General features: G+C 53.0%; 22 protein-coding genes. All 22 read right to left on the reverse strand.

Going from position 1 to position 19,890, the window contains the following annotated elements; all coding sequences use genetic code 11:
- Positions 1-31: 31 nt before the first annotated feature.
- The 22 genes from rplE to rpoB all read right to left on the reverse strand — a co-directional run bounded on the left by rplE (position 32) and on the right by rpoB (position 19,740).
- The gene (gene rplE, locus OCY70_RS34920; RefSeq protein WP_168182392.1) at positions 32-574 is read right to left on the reverse strand and encodes a 50S ribosomal protein L5; all 543 of its coding nucleotides are present in this window, start codon (positions 572-574) and stop codon (positions 32-34) included.
- 26 nt (positions 575-600) lie between these two features.
- A complete protein-coding gene (gene rplX, locus OCY70_RS34925; protein ID WP_087444235.1) occupies positions 601-951 on the reverse strand; it encodes a 50S ribosomal protein L24 in 351 nt (116 codons plus the stop codon).
- 39 nt (positions 952-990) lie between these two features.
- The gene (rplN, locus tag OCY70_RS34930) at positions 991-1,359 is read right to left on the reverse strand and encodes a 50S ribosomal protein L14 (RefSeq protein WP_006284354.1); all 369 of its coding nucleotides are present in this window, start codon (positions 1,357-1,359) and stop codon (positions 991-993) included.
- Positions 1,360-1,394: 35 nt separating this feature from the next.
- Positions 1,395-1,661: a 30S ribosomal protein S17 gene (gene rpsQ, locus OCY70_RS34935; RefSeq protein ID WP_006676499.1), complete on the reverse strand. Its 267-nt coding sequence runs from the start codon at positions 1,659-1,661 to the stop codon at positions 1,395-1,397.
- A 61-nt stretch (positions 1,662-1,722) separates the two neighbouring features.
- Positions 1,723-1,923, reverse strand: coding sequence for a 50S ribosomal protein L29 (gene rpmC / locus OCY70_RS34940; RefSeq protein WP_006676498.1), 201 nt, complete (start codon positions 1,921-1,923; stop codon positions 1,723-1,725).
- Entirely contained in the window at positions 1,923-2,348 is a 426-nt protein-coding gene (rplP, locus tag OCY70_RS34945; protein WP_213428373.1) for a 50S ribosomal protein L16, read from the reverse strand. The genes rpmC and rplP overlap by 1 nt, the downstream gene beginning before the upstream one ends.
- A 2-nt stretch (positions 2,349-2,350) precedes the next feature.
- Positions 2,351-3,016 (reverse strand): 30S ribosomal protein S3, encoded by a 666-nt coding sequence (rpsC, locus tag OCY70_RS34950; RefSeq protein WP_168182393.1) that lies wholly within the window; start codon positions 3,014-3,016, stop codon positions 2,351-2,353.
- Positions 3,017-3,029: 13 nt separating this feature from the next.
- Entirely contained in the window at positions 3,030-3,362 is a 333-nt protein-coding gene (gene rplV / locus OCY70_RS34955; protein WP_006676495.1) for a 50S ribosomal protein L22, read from the reverse strand.
- Between the two features lie 35 nt (positions 3,363-3,397).
- Complete coding sequence (gene rpsS, locus OCY70_RS34960) at positions 3,398-3,676, reverse strand: 30S ribosomal protein S19 (protein WP_006284347.1); 279 nt, start codon at positions 3,674-3,676, stop codon at positions 3,398-3,400.
- A gap of 71 nt (positions 3,677-3,747) precedes the next feature.
- On the reverse strand, positions 3,748-4,578 hold the full coding sequence (gene rplB, locus OCY70_RS34965) for a 50S ribosomal protein L2 (protein ID WP_168182394.1): 831 nt from the start codon (positions 4,576-4,578) through the stop codon (positions 3,748-3,750).
- A gap of 33 nt (positions 4,579-4,611) precedes the next feature.
- The gene (rplW, locus tag OCY70_RS34970) at positions 4,612-4,902 is read right to left on the reverse strand and encodes a 50S ribosomal protein L23 (protein WP_006676493.1); all 291 of its coding nucleotides are present in this window, start codon (positions 4,900-4,902) and stop codon (positions 4,612-4,614) included.
- Positions 4,902-5,525, reverse strand: a complete 624-nt coding sequence (rplD, locus tag OCY70_RS34975) for a 50S ribosomal protein L4 (protein ID WP_006676492.1) — start codon at positions 5,523-5,525, stop codon at positions 4,902-4,904. The genes rplW and rplD overlap by 1 nt, the downstream gene beginning before the upstream one ends.
- Before the next feature lie 25 nt (positions 5,526-5,550).
- Positions 5,551-6,174 carry a 50S ribosomal protein L3 gene (gene rplC, locus OCY70_RS34980; protein WP_213428372.1) on the reverse strand — a complete coding sequence of 208 codons (624 nt, stop codon included), beginning with the start codon at positions 6,172-6,174 and terminating at the stop codon, positions 5,551-5,553.
- Between the two features lie 48 nt (positions 6,175-6,222).
- Positions 6,223-6,531, reverse strand: a complete 309-nt coding sequence (rpsJ, locus tag OCY70_RS34985; RefSeq protein ID WP_006676490.1) for a 30S ribosomal protein S10 — start codon at positions 6,529-6,531, stop codon at positions 6,223-6,225.
- Between the two features lie 514 nt (positions 6,532-7,045).
- Entirely contained in the window at positions 7,046-7,402 is a 357-nt protein-coding gene (locus OCY70_RS34990) for a hypothetical protein (protein WP_213428371.1), read from the reverse strand.
- Entirely contained in the window at positions 7,383-8,576 is a 1,194-nt protein-coding gene (gene tuf, locus OCY70_RS34995) for an elongation factor Tu (protein ID WP_213428370.1), read from the reverse strand. The genes OCY70_RS34990 and tuf overlap by 20 nt, the downstream gene beginning before the upstream one ends.
- Positions 8,577-8,672: 96 nt before the next feature.
- Positions 8,673-10,748 (reverse strand): elongation factor G, encoded by a 2,076-nt coding sequence (fusA, locus tag OCY70_RS35000; RefSeq protein WP_213428369.1) that lies wholly within the window; start codon positions 10,746-10,748, stop codon positions 8,673-8,675.
- A gap of 62 nt (positions 10,749-10,810) precedes the next feature.
- Positions 10,811-11,281: a 30S ribosomal protein S7 gene (gene rpsG / locus OCY70_RS35005; RefSeq protein WP_006284340.1), complete on the reverse strand. Its 471-nt coding sequence runs from the start codon at positions 11,279-11,281 to the stop codon at positions 10,811-10,813.
- A 123-nt stretch (positions 11,282-11,404) separates the two neighbouring features.
- Positions 11,405-11,827, reverse strand: coding sequence for a 30S ribosomal protein S12 (gene rpsL, locus OCY70_RS35010; protein WP_143802307.1), 423 nt, complete (start codon positions 11,825-11,827; stop codon positions 11,405-11,407).
- A gap of 136 nt (positions 11,828-11,963) precedes the next feature.
- Positions 11,964-12,221, reverse strand: coding sequence for a ribosomal L7Ae/L30e/S12e/Gadd45 family protein (locus tag OCY70_RS35015; protein WP_213428368.1), 258 nt, complete (start codon positions 12,219-12,221; stop codon positions 11,964-11,966).
- Positions 12,222-12,405: 184 nt separating this feature from the next.
- Entirely contained in the window at positions 12,406-16,029 is a 3,624-nt protein-coding gene (rpoC, locus tag OCY70_RS35020) for a DNA-directed RNA polymerase subunit beta' (RefSeq protein WP_213428367.1), read from the reverse strand.
- A 168-nt stretch (positions 16,030-16,197) separates the two neighbouring features.
- Positions 16,198-19,740 (reverse strand): DNA-directed RNA polymerase subunit beta, encoded by a 3,543-nt coding sequence (gene rpoB / locus OCY70_RS35025; protein ID WP_213428366.1) that lies wholly within the window; start codon positions 19,738-19,740, stop codon positions 16,198-16,200.
- Positions 19,741-19,890 lie beyond the last annotated feature (150 nt).

Below are 19,890 nucleotides of genomic sequence, written 5' to 3' on the forward strand. Positions count from 1 at the left end.
TTCGTACTACCTTGTTCGCCTTCGTTGCGAATTACTTCGCGAAAGGCATGCCGAGTTGCGTCAACAATTCGCGGGACTCTTCGTCCGTTTTCGCGGTGGTTACGAAAACGATGTCCATACCGCGCACTTTGTCTACTTGATCGTACTCGATCTCTGGGAAGATGATTTGCTCCTTCAGACCGAGCGTGTAGTTGCCGCGGCCGTCAAATGCTTTGTTCGAGATACCGTGGAAGTCACGGACACGAGGAAGCGTGACGTTGAACAATTTGTCCATGAAGTGATACATACGCTCACCGCGCAAAGTCACTTTCACACCAATCGGCATTCCTTCACGAAGCTTAAAGCCTGCGATAGACTTTTTCGCACGTGTAATTACTGGTTTTTGACCCGCGATCAATTGCAGTTCAGCAACAGCGGAATCCAAAACTTTGGAGTTTTGAACAGCCTCACCCATACCCATGTTGATGACGACTTTCTCCACTTTTGGCACCTGCATAACGGATGTATAGTTGAACTTCTGCATCAGAGCAGGAGTAATTTCGTTCAAGTAACGTTCTTTCAGACGAGCTGCCATAAGGCACAGACCTCCTTTCTTAGCGATTAGTCGATGATTGCGCCAGAGCGCTTAGCGACGCGCACTTTTTTGCCGTTCTCTACTTTGTAACCGATGCGCGTTACTTTACCGGACTTCGGATCCACGTGCATGACGTTGGATACGTGGATTGGCGCTTCTTGCTCGATGATGCCGCCTTGCGGATTCGCAGCGTTCGGCTTCTGGTGCTTCTTCACCATGTTGACTCCTTCAACGAGAACACGGTTCTCGCGCGGATACGCAGCAATAACGCGGCCTTTTTTACCTTTGTCCTTACCCGTGATGACGATGACTGTATCGTCCTTCTTCACGTGCAGCTTATTGTTATGCGACTCGAGAATTTTCTTCAGTCGTGGCATGTGTCACACCTCCTGCTTCTTGCCCGGCCGGCAAGTTGATTAGATCACTTCCGGAGCCAGGGAAACGATTTTCATGAAGTCTTTCTCGCGAAGTTCACGAGCAACCGGTCCGAAAATACGAGTTCCGCGTGGGCCCTTGTCTTCTTTTACGATAACTGCCGCGTTTTCGTCAAACGAGATGTAAGATCCATCTTTCCGGCGAACCGAGCGCTTCGTACGAACGATTACAGCTCTTACAACGTCGCCCTTTTTGACAACGCCGCCTGGTGTTGCTTGTTTTACAGAACATACGATCAAATCACCAATGTGAGCCGCTTTGCGTCCGGTTCCGCCCAACACGCGAATACACATCAATTCTTTCGCACCAGAGTTATCTGCGACCGCCAAACGTGTGAATGGTTGAATCATTCGATTGTCCTCCTTTCGTTGAAGCTATTCGCTGCTTAAACGATGACTGCTTTTTCTACGATTTCAACGAGTCTCCAGCGCTTGTCTTTCGACAACGGGCGAGTCTCCATGATTTTCACAGTGTCGCCGATTTTTGCTTCGTTGTTCTCGTCATGCGCTTTGAACTTCTTCGTATAACGGATGCGCTTGTGATACAGGTCATGCTTTTTGTATGTTTCGACCGCGACAACAACGGTTTTGTCCATTTTATCGCTCACGACTTTGCCGACTTGCACTTTACGAGCGTTACGTTGTTCACTCATGAGTGTTGGGCCTCCTTCCTGCATACAGGATCTCTATATTCCGATTCGACATCAAGGTCGATTAACTAGTAATCCCAAGTTCTCTTTCACGAAGAACCGTATGTGCGCGGGCAATCGCTTTGCGTACATCACGGATACGAGTCGGGTTGTCAAGCTGTCCGGTAGCCAATTGGAAACGGAGGTTGAAAAGTTCTTCCTTGAATCCGGCAATCTTTTGTTCAATTTCAGCAGTGGTCAAGTTGCGGAATTCACTAGCTTTCATTATGCTTCACCACCCATTTCTTCACGTTTCACGAACTTCGTCTTGACTGGCAGCTTGTGAGCGGCAAGACGCATTGCTTCGCGAGCTACTTCCTCGGAGACACCAGAAAGTTCGAACATGATCTTGCCTGGTTTAACCACAGCTACCCATTTCTCAACGTTACCTTTACCGCTACCCATCCGAACCTCAAGCGGCTTCGCCGTGATTGGCTTGTCAGGGAAAATTTTAATCCATACTTTACCGCCACGCTTGATGTAACGAGTCATCGCGATACGGGCAGCCTCGATTTGACGGTTCGTGATCCACGCCGGTTCCAATGCCTGGAGACCGAAATCGCCAAAGTTAAGCGTTGTGCCGCCTTTCGCTTGACCTTTCAAGCGCCCTTTGAATTGCTTGCGGTGTTTTACACGTTTAGGTACCAACATGATTAGTTGCCTCCTTCCTGAGCAGCCTTTTTCTTAGCCGTAGGAAGTACCTCTCCACGATAGATCCATACTTTTACGCCCAGACGACCGTAAGTAGTATGCGCTTCGGCTGTGCCGTAGTCAATGTCAGCGCGAAGCGTATGAAGTGGCACAGTCCCTTCGCTGTAACCTTCCGAACGAGCGATTTCAGCACCGCCCAGACGACCGCTAACTGCAGTTTTGATTCCTTTTGCACCGGCACGCATCGAGCGTTGGAGCGCTTGTTTCAGAGCGCGACGGAACGATACGCGGCGCTCCAGTTGTTGTGCAATGCTCTCAGCGACGAGGATTGCATCTAGGTCTGGAGTTTTGATTTCCGAAATGTTGATGTGCACTTTTTTGCCGCCGGCGATAGCTGTTACTTCGCGACGAAGGGCTTCAACTTCGGAACCGCCTTTACCGATGACCATGCCCGGCTTGGCAGTGTGGATCGTCACGTTCACGCGGTTAGCCGCGCGTTCGATTTCGATGCGGGATACGGCTGCATCCTTCAATTTGTTTTTCAAATACTCACGAATCTTTACGTCTTCGATAAGCAAGGTACCGAAGTCTTTTTCCGCGTACCATTTGGATTCCCAATCGCGGATGATACCAACTCGAAGTCCGACTGGATTTACCTTTTGACCCACTCGTTATCCCTCCTTATTTTTCAGATACCACGATAGAAATGTGGCTGGTTCTCTTATTGATACGGCTTGCACGTCCCATAGCGCGCGGACGGAATCGTTTCAAAGTAGGACCTTGGTTCACGTACACTTGCTCGACTACGAGCTTGTTCACGTCCATTTGATAGTTGTGTTCTGCATTGGCAATCGCCGAGTTGAGCAGCTTCTCCACTACCGGAGATGCCGATTTAGGCGTGTGGCGCAGAATCGCGATCGCTTCGCCCACTTGCTTGCCGCGGATCAAGTCAATCACCAGCTTGACCTTGCGCGGAGAAATGCGAACATTATTCGCATGTGCCTTCGCTTGCATGGAAGTACCTCCCCTCAAATGCTATATAGTCAAAATTAGCGTCTAGTTTTTTTGTCGTCGTTCGTGTGGCCTTTGTACGTGCGCGTCGGCGCGAATTCGCCGAGCTTGTGTCCGACCATATCTTCCGTCACGTACACTGGCACGTGCTTGCGTCCATCATAGACACCGAACGTATGACCGATGAATTGAGGGAAAATCGTGGAGCGGCGCGACCAAGTCTTAACGACAGCCTTCTTGTTGGACTCGTTCATTTGCTCGACTTTTTTCATCAAATGACCATCGACGAATGGTCCTTTTTTCAAACTGCGACCCATGTGTGAATCCTCCCTTCACAAAACCTTATGCTTGCGTGCGTTACGCCGCAGAGTATGCAGTCGGGTAAATATTATTTCGTGCGATGACGTACGATATATTTATCGGAATGCTTACCTTTTTTACGCGTTTTGTAACCGAGCGTCGGTTTGCCCCATGGAGACATAGGCGTTTTGCGGCCGATAGGAGCTTTACCTTCACCACCACCGTGAGGGTGATCAACCGGGTTCATGACGACACCGCGGACGGTAGGACGTTTGCCCAACCAGCGGCTGCGGCCGGCTTTACCGATTTTGATAAGCTCATGGTCGCCGTTGCCTACGGAGCCGATAGTCGCGCGGCACACTTTGAGGACCTTGCGAACTTCGCCAGAGGACAGGCGAATCGTAACGTATTTATCTTCTTTACCGAGCAATTGAGCTTCCGTACCGGCTGCGCGAACCAATTGGCCGCCCTTGCCTGGCTTCAGCTCGATGTTGTGGATAACTGTACCTACTGGAATGTTCTCAAGCGGCATTGCATTGCCTGTCTTGATGTCGGCTCCAGGACCGGATACGATCACATCGTTCACTTTCAGGCCTTTTGGCGCGATGATGTAACGCTTCTCACCGTCTGCATAGTGAATCAACGCGATGTTGGACGTACGGTTCGGATCGTACTCAATCGTAGCAACGCGGCCTGGAATGCCATCCTTGTTGCGTTTGAAATCGATGATCCGGTATTTACGCTTATGTCCGCCGCCGTGGTGACGAACCGTGATTTTACCTTGGTTGTTGCGTCCTGCTTTTTTGCTCAATGGAGCGAGCAGGGACTTCTCTGGCACATTCGTTGTTATCTCTTCGAACGTAGATACGCTCATGCCGCGACGAGCCGGAGATGTCGGTTTGTACTTTTTGATAGGCACTGGTTTTCCCTCCTTACTTGTACGAGTGTGTCATTATACCGTCTCGAAGAATTCAAGCGGCTTGCTGTCTTTCGCCAGCGTGACGAATGCTTTCTTCCATTCGGTTGTATATCCGGAGTAGCGGCCATAGCGCTTCGGCTTGGCTGGTACGCGAAGCGTGTTCACGTTCGCTACTTTCACTTTGAAAATCGACTCAACGGCTTGCTTGATTTCCGTCTTATTCGCACGGATATCGACTTCAAATACATATTTCAGGTCGTTCATCATGTCGGCTGTGCGTTCAGTGATGATAGGACGCTTAATGATATCGCGAGGGTCTTTCATTACGCGAACACCTCCTCTACCTTCTGAACCGCATCCTTCGTAATGATGAGCTTCTCATGGCGAAGAACGTCATATACGTTCACGCCGTCAGCCGCAACGAGCTTCACAGAAGGAATGTTGCGAGCGGAGAGTGCCACATTGTCATTGTACTCAGGCACAACGACCAACGCTTTGCGGTCCACTTTCAGATTGTTCAAGATTGCAGCGAATTCCTTCGTCTTCGGCGCATTCATCGTCAATTGATCCAATACGATGATTTGCTCTGCCAGAACTTTGGAAGACAGCGCGGATTTGATTGCCAGACGGCGAACTTTCTTAGGAAGCTTATACGCATAGCTGCGTGGCGTAGGACCGAATACCGTACCGCCGCCTTTCCATTGTGGCGAACGAATGGACCCTTGACGCGCGCGTCCAGTTCCTTTTTGTTTCCAAGGCTTGCGGCCACCACCGCTAACTTCAGAACGGGTTTTCACTTTGTGCGTACCTTGACGCATCGATGCAAGCTGCATAACAACCGCATCATGAAGCACGTGCTTGTTCGGTTCGATACCGAATACCGTGTCAGCCAGTTCGATCTCGCCGACTTGCGCACCGCTGATGTTGTATACTGCTACTTTTGGCATTCTGAGCTCCTCCTTTCCTTACGGATTACTTTTTAATTGCTTGTTTTACGTTAACGAAGCTGTTTTTCGGACCCGGAATGGAACCTTTTACGAGGATGACATTGCGTTCTGCATCCACTTTCACAACCTCGAGGTTTTGAATCGTTACGGTTTCGCTTCCCATGTGGCCTGGAAGGCGTTTGCCTTTAGGCACGCGGTTCGCTTGAATGGAACCCATGGAACCAGGGCCGCGGTGATAACGGGAACCGTGAGCCATTGGTCCGCGGCTTTGTCCCCAGCGCTTGATTACGCCTGCGAATCCTTTACCTTTGGAGATACCTGTAACGTCAACGAACTCACCTTCTGCAAAGATGTCGGCCTTCAGCTCCTGGCCAACTTCATATTGAGAAAGATCCACACCACGAAGTTCTTTTACGTAGCGCTTAGGCGTTGTGTTAGCTTTCTTCGCGTGGCCGACTTCCGGCTTCGTCGATCTCTTTTCCTTTTTATCAGCATAGCCGATTTGGATAGCTTCATAACCGTCGTTCTCTGCGTCTTTCTTCTGAAGAACGACGCAAGGACCTGCTTCGATAACAGTTACCGGCACAACGTTACCTTCAGCGGTAAACACTTGAGTCATGCCGAGCTTTTTACCTAAGATACCTTTCATGTTGACACCTCTTTTCGTTCCTTAATCCGAATCAATGTAATGCAAAGCTTACAGCTTAATTTCGATATCTACACCGGACGGCAAGTCCAGACGCATCAGCGCATCCACCGTTTGCGGCGTTGGATTCACGATGTCGATCAGGCGCTTGTGCGTGCGCATTTCGAACTGCTCGCGGGAATCCTTGTACTTGTGCACCGCACGAAGAATCGTGATAACTTGCTTCTCCGTTGGCAACGGGATTGGCCCGGATACTCCTGCACCGGAACGTTTTGCCGTCTCAACGATTTTCTCAGCGGATTGGTCAAGAATTCTGTGATCGTATGCTTTCAAGCGGATACGAATTTTTTGCTTTGCCATTTTAGTCCCTCCTTTTATCGCCCAATTTTGCATCGGACATACTCCGTGAAAATTTTCCGACCGCACCGCCATGGCAAAGGGGCCGGGTGTGTCGGTAACCTCTCACTTCATCGCAACGTCGACGAACAACATTCACTATTATAAATAAATGTCCCGGCTTTTGCAAGCTTTTTTCATAACTGTTTTCGTATCCATGCTTGAGACGCCAAAACAGCATAAGCTTCGGGTCTTAACGGGTTCCGCATATGCCGATTTCCCCGTTCAATCTATTCATTTTCCCCTATATAATAGATAGACTTGTTGCCGAGATTCAATTACAACTCAAGCGCGGTCTCATTCAGCCTCTCTGCTGAAGCCGGGCTTGCTTACTTCCTTCGCCACAATGGCAAATCCGGCGCCCTGCGCCCCCCGCCCTTGCGGCCTCGATGGAGGCATTTAGGGGCCAGCAGCCCCGTCTGGTCGGCAATCTCCTTCACGGCGCCTACAATCGAACGGATACGGAGCGATGCCTTCTTCAATTCCGTGATCTGAGCATGCATCTCCTGCGCATTGTGATCGATAGCCTGATCCCGTCCGAAAATTGAACGATTCGCTCCATCCCTCTGTGCGCCTTCTCCTGCGTCTGAGCAGCCGATTGTGCGGTCAGGACGATTTTGTCCTTCATCTCCAGTCCTTTGCGCATGAACAGCTGAATCGTCTCATTCGTGCCGGCCGTCAAGCGGGCCAGCTCCACGCTCAATTGCGCGACGCTTCCCTTCAGCTTCTCCTGAAAGGTTCGGCCGCCCGCACTGAAAAAGCCCTTCACTCCGAAGAGTGAAGGGCCGGGACCGCCGGCTCGCGCCGGCAGTTCATTATTTAATGATGGATGCAACCGCACCTGCACCTACTGTACGGCCACCTTCGCGGATAGCGAAGCGAGTACCTTCTTCGATCGCGATAGGAGCGATCAGTTTTACAGTAACGGTGATGTTGTCGCCAGGCATAACCATTTCAGTGCCTTCTGGCAGTTCAATGATACCTGTTACGTCCGTTGTACGGAAGTAGAATTGTGGACGGTAGCCAGTGAAGAAAGGCTTATGACGGCCACCTTCTTCTTTCGTCAATACGTACACTTGAGCAGTGAACTCAGTGTGCGGCTTAACGGAGCCTGGCTTAGCCAATACTTGACCGCGCTCGATTTCTTTACGGTCAACACCGCGGAGCAATGCACCGATGTTGTCGCCCGCTTGAGCGGAATCCAGAAGCTTACGGAACATTTCAACGCCCGTAACAACGGATTTTTTCGTTTCTTCTTGGATACCAACGATTTCGATCTCGTCGCCGACTTTAACCGTACCGCGCTCAACACGGCCAGTAGCAACCGTACCGCGGCCTGTGATGGAGAATACGTCCTCGACAGGCATCAGGAATGGCTTGTCAGTGTCGCGCTCTGGAGTCGGGATGTAAGAGTCGATTTGCTCGAACAGCTCGACGATTTTGTCAGCCCAAGGACCGTCTGGGTTTTGCAGCGCTTCACGCGCAGAACCGCGAATGATTGGAGTGTCGTCGCCTGGGAATTCGTATTCGCTCAGAAGGTCGCGAATTTCCATTTCTACCAGTTCGAGCAACTCTTCGTCTTCAACCATGTCGCATTTGTTCATGAATACGACGATGTAAGGTACGCCTACTTGGCGGGAGAGCAGGATGTGCTCACGAGTTTGCGGCATTGGGCCGTCAGCTGCGGATACGACGAGAATCGCGCCGTCCATTTGCGCAGCACCCGTGATCATGTTCTTAACGTAGTCGGCGTGACCTGGGCAGTCTACGTGTGCATAGTGACGATTAGCGGACTCATACTCAACGTGGGACGTAGAGATTGTGATACCGCGCTCGCGCTCTTCTGGAGCTTTGTCGATATTCTCGAAGGCGATTGCCTCGCCACCGCCATACTTTTTCGTCAATACTGACGTGATTGCAGCTGTCAACGTCGTTTTACCATGGTCAACGTGACCGATCGTACCGATGTTAACGTGCGGTTTCGTACGTTCAAACTTAGCCTTTGCCATTGGAAACAGTTCCTCCTTAATAAGTGGAATAAGTATGTTGCGGCGGGCACACGACGTATCATGTGCGCCAGCCGTTGCAAACATCAGGTCGGCGAATTAGACGCCTTTGCTCTTCGAAATGATCTCTTCCGAGATATTCCGTGGAACTTCTTCATAGTGAGAGAGTTCCATCGAGAATACACCGCGGCCTTGCGTACCGGAACGAAGCGTTGTGGAATATCCGAACATCTCTGCGAGAGGCACCTTGGCACGGATAATCTGTGCGCCTGCACGGGAATCCATACCTTCGATGCGGCCGCGACGGGAGTTCAGCATACCCATTACGTCGCCCATGTACTCTTCCGGAACGGTAACTTCGACCTTCATGATTGGCTCGAGAAGAACAGGATTACACTTGTCCTTCGCTGCTTTAAGCGCCATGGAACCGGCAATCTTAAACGCCATTTCACTGGAGTCGACATCGTGGTAAGAACCGTCGACAATCGTTGCTTTGATGTCTACGAGCGGATAACCGGCCAAGACACCGTTCTGCATCGCTTCTTCGATTCCCGCTTGTACCGGTGCAATGTATTCGCGCGGTACAACCCCACCGACGATCTTGTTCTCGAATGCAAATCCTGCGCCTGGCTCTTGTGGTTCGAACTCGATCCATACGTGACCGTATTGACCGCGACCACCGGACTGACGCACGAACTTACCTTCAACCCGTGCCGGTGTACGGAATGTTTCGCGATAAGCAACTTGCGGGTTACCGATATTCGTTTCTACCTTGAACTCGCGGCGCATACGGTCGATGATGACGTCAAGGTGAAGCTCACCCATACCGCCCAGGATCGTTTGACCTGTTTCTTCGTCCGTGTGAGCGCGGAGCGTTGGATCCTCTTCCGTCAGCTTCGCCAAGGCTACGCCAAGTTTGTCTTGGTCCGCTTTGGTCTTCGGCTCGACGGCAATATGGATAACCGGCTCAGGGAAGTTCATGGATTCCAGAATAATCGGGTTTTTCTCGTCGCACAGCGTGTCGCCTGTGCCCGTATCTTTCAAGCCAACAGCAGCTGCGATGTCTCCGGAGTAGACGATTTCGATCTCTTCGCGGCTGTTCGCGTGCATTTGCAAAATACGGCCGATGCGCTCGCGCTTGCCCTTCGTTGCATTCAATACGTAAGAACCGGACTTCAATACGCCGGAGTATACGCGGAAGAATGTCAGCTTACCGACGTAAGGGTCTGTCATAATCTTGAACGCCAGTGCCGAGAACGGCTCTTCGTCCGAAGAATGACGAACCGCTTCCGTTCCGTCTTCGAGATGACCTTGGATATCAGGCACATCCAGCGGAGACGGCAGGTAGTCGACGACAGCGTCGATCATCATTTGAACACCTTTGTTGCGGTAGGAAGAACCGCAGACAACCGGGAAGATTTGAACGCTGCATACCCCTTTGCGGAGAGCGGCTTTCAGTTCAGGAACCGAAATCTCTTCGCCTTCGAGGTATTTCATCATCAAGTCTTCGTCGAGCTCTGCAATCTTCTCAACCATTTCCAGACGGAGTTCTTCGGCTTTGTCTTTCAACTCAGCCGGGATTTCCGTCTCTTCCACTTCTTTTCCGAGATCGTCTTTGAAGATGTACGCTTTTTCCGTCATCAAATCGACGATACCTACGAAATCATTCTCTGCGCCGATAGGCAATTGAATCGCTACGGCATTCGCTTGCAGACGGTCTTTCATGGACTGGATGACGTTGAGGTAATCAGCGCCGATGATGTCCATTTTGTTAACGTAAGCAATACGAGGTACGCCGTAACGGTCAGCTTGACGCCATACCGTCTCGGATTGTGGCTCAACGCCTTCTTTTGCAGAGAAAACGCCTACGGCTCCATCCAATACGCGAAGGGAACGCTCCACCTCTACCGTAAAGTCAACGTGGCCCGGAGTGTCGATAATGTTGACGCGGTGACCTTTCCATTGTGCGGTCGTTGCCGCCGATGTAATCGTGATACCGCGTTCTTGTTCTTGCTCCATCCAGTCCATTGTTGCGGCACCTTCATGAACTTCACCGATCTTATGGGTACGACCGGTGTAGAACAAAATACGCTCCGTTGTCGTTGTTTTACCGGCATCGATGTGAGCCATAATCCCGATATTACGCGTATTTGCCAAGGAGAACTGTCTTGCCATGGAGTGATCTCCCTTCAAATTGGGTTAGGTAACTCAATAATCGAGACCCGCTCAGCTGAATTCTACCAGCGGTAGTGAGCATACGCTTTATTCGCTTCAGCCATTTTATGCGTATCTTCGCGCTTCTTAACAGCAGCGCCAGTATTGTTGGAAGCATCGATAATCTCTGCTGCCAGACGTTCTTGCATGGTCTTCTCTCCGCGGTTGCGAGAGTAGTTGACCAACCAGCGCAATCCCAACGAAGTGCGGCGATCCGGCTTCACTTCGATAGGCACTTGATAGTTCGAACCGCCGACACGGCGAGCCTTAACTTCAAGGACCGGCATGATATTCTTCAATGCTGCTTCAAACACTTCCATAGGATCTTTCCCCGTGCGTTCTTGAATGAGCGCGAAAGAATCATATAGAATTGTTTGAGCAACACCACGTTTTCCGTCGATCATGATGCGGTTAATCAGGCGAGTAACCAGCTTGCTGTTATACACCGGATCCGGCAGCACGTCGCGCTTAGGAACTGGACCTTTGCGTGGCATGTGAATCCCCCTTTCCAAATAACTTCACAAGCAGAAGCGAGTCCGTCTTCCTCTCCCGAGGAAAGCGTCTCTTTCTGTAACGGAATAAGATAGATTGCCCTACCCTACTCCCGGTGATCGCGATTAGGATTTCTTCGCTTTCGGACGCTTCGTACCGTACTTGGAACGAGCTTGCATGCGGTTGTTCACCCCAGCAGTATCCAATGCACCGCGAACGATGTGGTAACGAACCCCTGGAAGGTCCTTAACCCGGCCCCCGCGCACGAGTACAACGCTGTGCTCTTGCAGGTTGTGGCCGATACCTCCGATGTAAGCAGTAACCTCAACACGGTTCGTCAAGCGAACACGGGCATACTTACGAAGTGCGGAGTTCGGTTTCTTCGGTGTCATCGTACCTACACGAGTGCAGACACCGCGTTTTTGAGGCGCGCTCAAATCCGTTTCTTCACGCTTCAGAGCGTTGTATCCTTTTTGCAAAGCTGGGGATTTGGATTTTGTTACTTTATCTTTGCGGCCTTTACGTACCAATTGGTTAATTGTTGGCATGTTGGCACCCCCTTCCTATAAGTTTCAACACCTTTTACAATTCATTCATTTAAGCCCACAGATCCAGGTGGTTCATAAATGAACAAATGAAATGTTTTTGCCATAGGACTTCCCCCGACAAAAACAATAGGTTTGCTTATGAACTCGTGTTGACGACAGCCACTGCAGCCGCGCCGACCTCGATACCGCATGCTTTGCCAAGCTCGCGCATCGTCTGGACATACGTCAGCTTGATGCCCTGCCTCTCGCACAGCGTGATAATCCTCGAAGTCACCCGCGCATCGGCGTCTTCCGCCACATATACTTCGGCGGCTAAGCCTTGCTCTACTATCTTCAGTGTCTGCTTGGTCCCAATCTTAATCTTCTCATCCTGTAACCCTTTATCATAAGACATGAATCATGTTCCTCCAAAAGTACAGGTCATTGCCTTGGGCACACTACGATATAGTAGCACTTTCAATTTCATGTGTCAAGAAGTTATTTTTAGTTGAATGAGAGCCCAAAAAACGGCACCGTGAAAGCATGCCGCCAAGCCGTCCCTCTAGCGGGCGCGGCCGGCGGCATGTTGCACGATTCTATTATTCGGCGACGCCGACACCGGCGGTGTCAAGCGCTTCTTCCGTCTCTTCTTCCATCAGCGGGTTGATCAGCTTCACGCTGCGGTAGCGGTTCATGCCCGTGCCCGCCGGGATCAGCTTCCCGATAATGACATTCTCCTTCAGGCCGAGCAGCTGGTCGACCTTGCCCTTGATGGCGGCGTCGGTCAGGACACGTGTCGTCTCCTGGAACGATGCGGCCGACAGGAAGGAATCGGTCTCCAGCGACGCCTTCGTGATACCGAGCAGCACCGGCTTCGCGACAGCCGGCTCTTTGCCGGACAGGATCGCTTCCTTGTTCGCTGCTTCGTACTCGTGAAGGTCGACGTACGAGCCAGGCAGAAGGGTCGTGTCTCCCGCGTCGACGATGCGGATCTTCCGCAGCATCTGCTTAATCATAACCTCAACGTGCTTGTCGTTGATTTCTACCCCTTGGTTCCGGTATACGCGCTGAACTTCCTGAAGGATATAGTTCTGCACGCCGCGGATACCTTTGATGCGCAGCATCTCTTTCGGGTCGATGGAGCCGTCCGTAATCTCGTCCCCGGCTTCGATGGCCATGCCTTCGGTGACACGGATGCGGGAGCCGTAAGTGACGGAGTATACTTTGGTCTCCGCTTCGCCTTGAACCTCTACCTCGCGGCGGTCCTTCGCTTCGCGGATCTCTTTGACGACGCCGTCGATCTCGGAAATGATCGCTTGCCCCTTCGGATTGCGCGCCTCGAACAGCTCCTGGATACGCGGCAAACCTTGGGTAATATCGTCTCCGGCGACGCCCCCGGTATGGAACGTACGCATCGTGAGCTGGGTTCCCGGCTCACCGATCGATTGCGCGGCGATAATGCCGACCGCCTCTCCGATCTCGACGTGCTTGCCTGTCGCCAGGTTGCGGCCGTAGCAGATTTTGCAGACGCCGTGACGGGCGCGGCAGCTCAGCACGGAGCGAATCATCAGCTTCTTCACGCCGGCCTTGACGATCGCTTCGGCCTTGTCGGTATCGATGAGCTCGTTCCGGTTCACGAGCACTTCGCCCGTCTCCGGATGACGCACCGTCTCGAACGAATAACGTCCCTCGATGCGGTCATACAAGCCCTCGATGACTTCCTTGCCGTCGGAAATATTGCTGACGAGGAAGCCTTTGTCCGTGCCGCAATCGTCCTCGCGCACGATCACGTCCTGGGCGACGTCGACGAGACGGCGGGTCAAGTAACCTGAGTCCGCGGTACGAAGCGCGGTATCCGCGAGACCTTTCCGCGCGCCGTGCGTCGAGATGAAGTACTCCAAGACAGTAAGGCCTTCGCGGAAGTTCGATTTGATTGGCAATTCAATAATCCGTCCGGACGGGTTGGCCATGAGACCGCGCATCCCGCCGAGCTGGGTAATCTGCGATTTGTTACCCCGCGCCTTGGAATCGACCATGAGCATGATGGAGTTGTAGCGATCCATCGATTTCATGAGGATATCCGTGATGCGGTCCTTCGTATCCGACCAGATCTCGATGACACGGTCATACCGCTCGTCGTTCGTAATCAGACCGCGACGGTATTGATTCGTAATCACTCTGACCTTCTCTTCGGACTCCTTGAGAATCTCCGCCTTCTCCTGCGGCACGATAACGTCCGCCACCGCGATCGTAATCCCCGCGCGGGTGGAGTAGGTGAATCCAATCTGCTTGATGCGGTCCAGGATGACCGAAGTAAGCGTCGTATGGAATATATCGAAGCAGCGGGCAATAATTTGACCGAGATAGTCTTTGCCTACCGCGCCCGATTGCGGAATGCTCTGGAGAATCTCCTGAATATTCGCGCCTTTTTCGTGTATAAAGTAGAGATCCGGCGTTCCCTCGAACAAGTTGCGCTTGGTAGGCTCGTTGATATAAGGGAATTCCGGCGGGAATATTTCATTGAAAATGATACGTCCCACCGTCGTCACGAGCAGCGCTTGCTGCTGCTTCTCCGTGAACGAGGTCTTGTTCAGCGCTCTGGCCGGAATGACGACGCGCGCATGCAAGGAGGCCGTTCCGCGCTGGTAGGCGGATACCGCTTCATTGACAGAGGCGAAGATCATGCCGGAGCCTTTGGCTTCCTTGTTGTCCATCGTCAGGTAGAACGATCCGAGAACCATATCCTGAGATGGCGTAACGACCGGCTTGCCGTCTTTCGGGTTCAAGATGTTGCCGGACGCCAGCATGAGCAGGCGGGCTTCCGCTTGCGCTTCCGCGGACAACGGCACGTGAACCGCCATCTGGTCGCCGTCGAAGTCGGCGTTGTACGCCGTACAGACGAGCGGGTGAAGACGGATCGCGCGGCCTTCGACCAGAATCGGCTCGAACGCCTGGATGCCGAGACGGTGAAGCGTAGGAGCGCGGTTCAACAGAACCGGATGCTCGCGGATCACTTCTTCAAGGACGTCCCATACTTCCGGGCTGACGCGCTCGACTTTGCGCTTCGCGCTCTTGATGTTATGCGCCAAGCCTTTGTTCACGAGCTCCTTCATGACGAATGGCTTGAACAGCTCCAGGGCCATTTCCTTCGGCAGACCGCATTGATACATCTTCAAATACGGGCCGACGACAATAACGGAACGTCCGGAATAGTCAACGCGCTTCCCGAGCAGGTTCTGACGGAAGCGGCCCTGCTTCCCTTTGAGCATATGGCTGAGCGACTTGAGCGGACGGTTCCCCGGTCCGGTAACCGGACGGCCGCGGCGCCCGTTGTCGATCAGGGCATCGACGGCTTCCTGCAGCATCCGCTTCTCGTTCTGCACGATGATGTCCGGCGCGCCCAGATCGAGCAACCGCTTGAGGCGGTTGTTCCGGTTGATGACGCGGCGGTACAGATCGTTCAAGTCGGAGGTCGCGAAGCGTCCGCCGTCCAATTGGACCATCGGACGAAGCTCCGGCGGAATGACCGGCAGCACGTCGAGGATCATCCATTCCGGCGCATTGCCCGAATTGCGGAACGCCTCGATGACTTCCAGACGCTTGATCGCGCGGTTGCGGCGTTGGCCTTGAGCCGTGCGCAGCTCTTCCTTCAGCATCGTCAGCTCTTTTTCCACGTCCAGATCCTGCAGCAGCTTCTTGACGGCTTCCGCGCCCATGCCGGCCTGGAATGCATGGCCGTACTTCTCGCGGTAGCTGCGGTATTCCTTCTCCGACAACAATTGCTTCTTCTCCAGCGGCGTATCGCCCGGATCCGTCACAACATAGGAGGCGAAGTAAATAATCTCTTCCAGCGAGCGGGGCGACATGTCGAGGGCCAAGCCCATCCGGCTCGGAATGCCCTTGAAATACCAGATATGCGAGACCGGCGCAGCCAATTCGATATGGCCCATCCGTTCGCGGCGCACTTTCTGGCGGGTGACTTCAACGCCGCATCGATCACAGACGACGCCTTTGTAGCGTACCCGCTTATACTTGCCGCAGTGACATTCCCAGTCTTTCGTCGGTCCGAAGATCTTCTCGCAGAACAGGCCTTCTTTTTCCGGCTTGAGCGTGCGGTAGTTGATTGTCTCCGGCTTCTTGACTTCGCCACGGGACCAAGAGCGAATCTTGTCGGGAGAGGCGAGCCCAATCTTCATATATTCAAAATTATTGACGTCCATCAAGGAGCGACCCTCCTTAATTTGTACTAGAGTTCGCCGCTGTTGCACTTCACACAGGAGCGGCAGGCTGTGTTCCAATCTATAGGGGCTGACGGTGGCCAGCAGCGGCTGTATTCAGCGCGGCTTCCGGCCACCGTCGATACCAACGTGTCCTGATGCGGTTGCGGCGGCTTATTCCGCCACGTATTCGTCATCCATGCCAAGGTTCAGCTTGTCTTGCGGAATATCATCGTCATCGTCGAATTCGCGCATTTCGATTTCTTCCTCGTTCTCCGTCAAAATCTTGACATCCATACCCAAGCTTTGCAGCTCTTTGATCAAGACCTTGAAGGACTCTGGAACACCCGGCTCCGGCACATTCTCGCCCTTGACGATCGATTCATATGTCTTCACCCGGCCGACAACGTCGTCGGATTTGACAGTAAGGATCTCTTGCAGCGTGTAGGCGGCGCCGTAAGCTTCAAGCGCCCATACCTCCATCTCCCCGAAGCGCTGTCCGCCGAACTGGGCTTTACCGCCGAGCGGCTGCTGCGTAACGAGCGAGTATGGACCTGTGGAACGGGCGTGGATCTTGTCGTCAACCATGTGCGCGAGCTTAATCATGTACATGACGCCGACCGTAACTTCACGCTCGAACGGCTCGCCTGTGCGGCCATCGTACAGGATCGTCTTGCCGTTGCGCTGCATGCCGGCTTCTTCCATCGTGTCGAATACGTCGTACTCAGTCGCTCCGTCGAAGACCGGCGTAGCCATATGCATGCCGAGGTAACGGGCAGCCATGCCCAAGTGAACCTCGAGCACCTGACCGATGTTCATCCGGGAAGGAACGCCGAGCGGGTTCAATACGACTTGAACCGGCGTGCCATCCGGCAGGAACGGCATATCCTCTTCCGGCAGAATGCGGGCGATGACCCCTTTGTTACCGTGGCGTCCCGCCATTTTATCCCCTTCGGATATTTTCCGCTTTTGGGCAATATAAGCACGTACGAGTTGGTTGACGCCTGGAGGCAGCTCATCGCCGTTCTCCCGCGTGAACACCTTCACGTCCACGACGATCCCGTCGGTTCCGTGCGGAACGCGCAGGGACGTGTCGCGCACCTCGCGCGCTTTTTCGCCGAAGATCGCGTGCAGGAGACGCTCTTCCGCCGTCAGCTCGGTAACCCCTTTTGGCGTTACTTTACCGACGAGAATGTCGCCAGCCTTGATCTCGGCGCCGACACGGATAATGCCGCGCTCGTCGAGATTCTTCAGCGCTTCTTCCCCGACGTTCGGGATATCGCGCGTAATCTCTTCCGGCCCCAGCTTCGTGTCGCGGGCTTCCGACTCGTATTCTTCAATATGAATCGAAGTGTAGACGTCTTCTTTGACCAATTTCTCGGACAGCAGAATCGCGTCCTCGTAGTTGTAGCCTTCCCAAGTCATGAAGGCCACGACGACGTTGCGTCCCAGCGCCAGTTCGCCCACCTCCGTGGACGGACCGTCCGCCAAAATATCGCCCTTCTTGACGATATCGCCTTTCTTCGCGATCGGACGCTGGTTGATGCACGTTCCTTGGTTGGAACGCATGAATTTTTGCAATTTATATTTGACGAGGTCGCCCTTGACCTCTTTGCCGTCAATCATTTCAATGCGGCGGACTTGAATCTCGTTCGCCGTAACGCGCTCCACGACGCCGTCCACTTTGGACACGATGCAGACACCGGAATCCTTCGCGGACTTGTGCTCCATTCCGGTTCCGACGAACGGCGCTTCCGGCACCAGCAGAGGCACCGCTTGCCGCTGCATGTTGGAACCCATCAGCGCACGGTTGGAGTCGTCGTTCTCGAGGAACGGAATGAGCGCGGTCGCAACCGACACGACCTGCTTCGGCGAGACGTCCATATAGTCGACGCGTTCGCTCGGCATCGTCAAAATATTGTCGGACTGCTTATTGTAGCGGACGATAACCATATCGTCCTGGAACGAGCCGTCTTCATTCAGCAGCGCGTTCGCCTGGGCGATGACATAGTTGTCTTCCTCATCCGCCGTCATGTAATCAATCTGTTCCGTGACCTTGCCGGTCTTCGGATCGACCCAACGATACGGAGCTTCGATGAAGCCGTACTCGTTGACGCGAGCGAAGGTGGACAAGGAGTTGATCAGACCGATGTTCGGACCTTCCGGCGTCTCGATCGGACACATCCGTCCATAGTGGGAGTGGTGAACGTCGCGGACTTCGAAGCCGGCGCGTTCCCGCGTCAGACCGCCCGGTCCGAGCGCGGACAGACGGCGCTTGTGCGTCAATTCCGCCAGCGGGTTCGTCTGGTCCATGAACTGGGACAGCTGCGAGCTGCCGAAGAACTCCTTGATCGAGGCGATGACCGGACGGATGTTAATCAGCGCTTGCGGCGTAATGACGCTCGCATCCTGAATCGACATCCGTTCGCGGACGACGCGTTCCATCCGGGACAGACCGATGCGGAACTGGTTCTGCAGCAATTCGCCGACCGAACGGAGACGGCGGTTGCCCAGATGATCGATATCATCCGTGCTGCCGATGCCGTGCAGCAGGTTGATGAAATAGTTGATCGAGGAGATGATATCGGCCGGCGTAATGTTCTTCACCGATTTGTCGATGTTGCCGTTGGAGATAACCTTGATGACCTTGCCTTCCTCCAGCGGCGAGAACACGCTGATGACCTGCATCGGAATATCATCCGATTCCAGCACTCCGCCTGCGACATGATACGTCTTGAAGCCGACGCCGCTCTCCAGGCGCGGCATGATCTCATCCAGCAAGCGGCGGTCGATCATCTGCCCTGCTTCGGCCACGATCTCGCCCGTCTCCGCATCGAACAGCGTCTCGGCGAGGCGCTGGTTGAAGAGACGGTTCTTGATATGAAGCTTTTTATTAATCTTGTACCGGCCCACGTTGGCCAGATCATAACGTTTAGGATCGAAGAAGCGTGCGATGAGCAAGCTTCTCGCATTGTCCAATGTCGGCGGTTCACCCGGACGCAGGCGCTCATAGATTTCAATCAGCGCTTTTTCCGTAGAATCGGTATTGTCTTTGTCCAGGGTGTTCCGGATGTATTCATCCTGGCCGAGCAGCTCCAGAATCTGCTCGTCCGTACCGAAGCCCAAGGCGCGAAGAAGGACGGTGACCGGAATCTTGCGCGTGCGGTCAATGCGGACATAGATGATATCCTTGGCGTCCGTCTCCAGCTCAAGCCATGCGCCGCGGTTCGGGATGACGGTTGCCGTATATGTCTTCTTCCCGTTCTTGTCGACTTTCGTACTGAAATAGACACTTGGGGAGCGAACCAACTGGCTGACAATAACACGTTCCGCACCGTTGATGATGAACGTGCCTGTCTCCGTCATGAGCGGGAAATCACCCATAAACACTTCTTGCTCTTTGACTTCTCCGGTCTCTTTATTGAGGAGACGCACTTTGACCCGGAGCGGTGCTGCATACGTTACATCGCGTTCCTTCGATTCATCGACCGAATACTTAGGCTCGCCCAAGCTGTAATCGATAAACTCCAGAACCAAGTTACCCGTGAAATCCTGAATCGGCGAAATGTCTTGGAACATCTCACGCAGTCCTTCGTCCAAAAACCATTCGTACGATTTCTGTTGGATTTCAATCAAGTTCGGGACTTCGAGTACCTCTTTGATGCGCGCGTAGCTGCGCCGAGTGCGTCGACCATACTGAACAAGATGTCCTGCCAACTTTAACTCACCCCTCATGTCTACTCACAAAAATTGGATTGCGAATCCTTTTCGATATCCTTTATAATAAAGTCCACGAAAGAGACTCTGAAAACGAGAAAATGGGTTGAACAAACAAAAAGAAAAACGTACGTTCACGATAAAACGCCT

Origin of the sequence: Paenibacillus melissococcoides, from assembly GCA_944800085.1 — a bacterium.
GTDB classification, from domain to species: Bacteria; Bacillota; Bacilli; order Paenibacillales; family Paenibacillaceae; genus Paenibacillus_B; species Paenibacillus_B melissococcoides.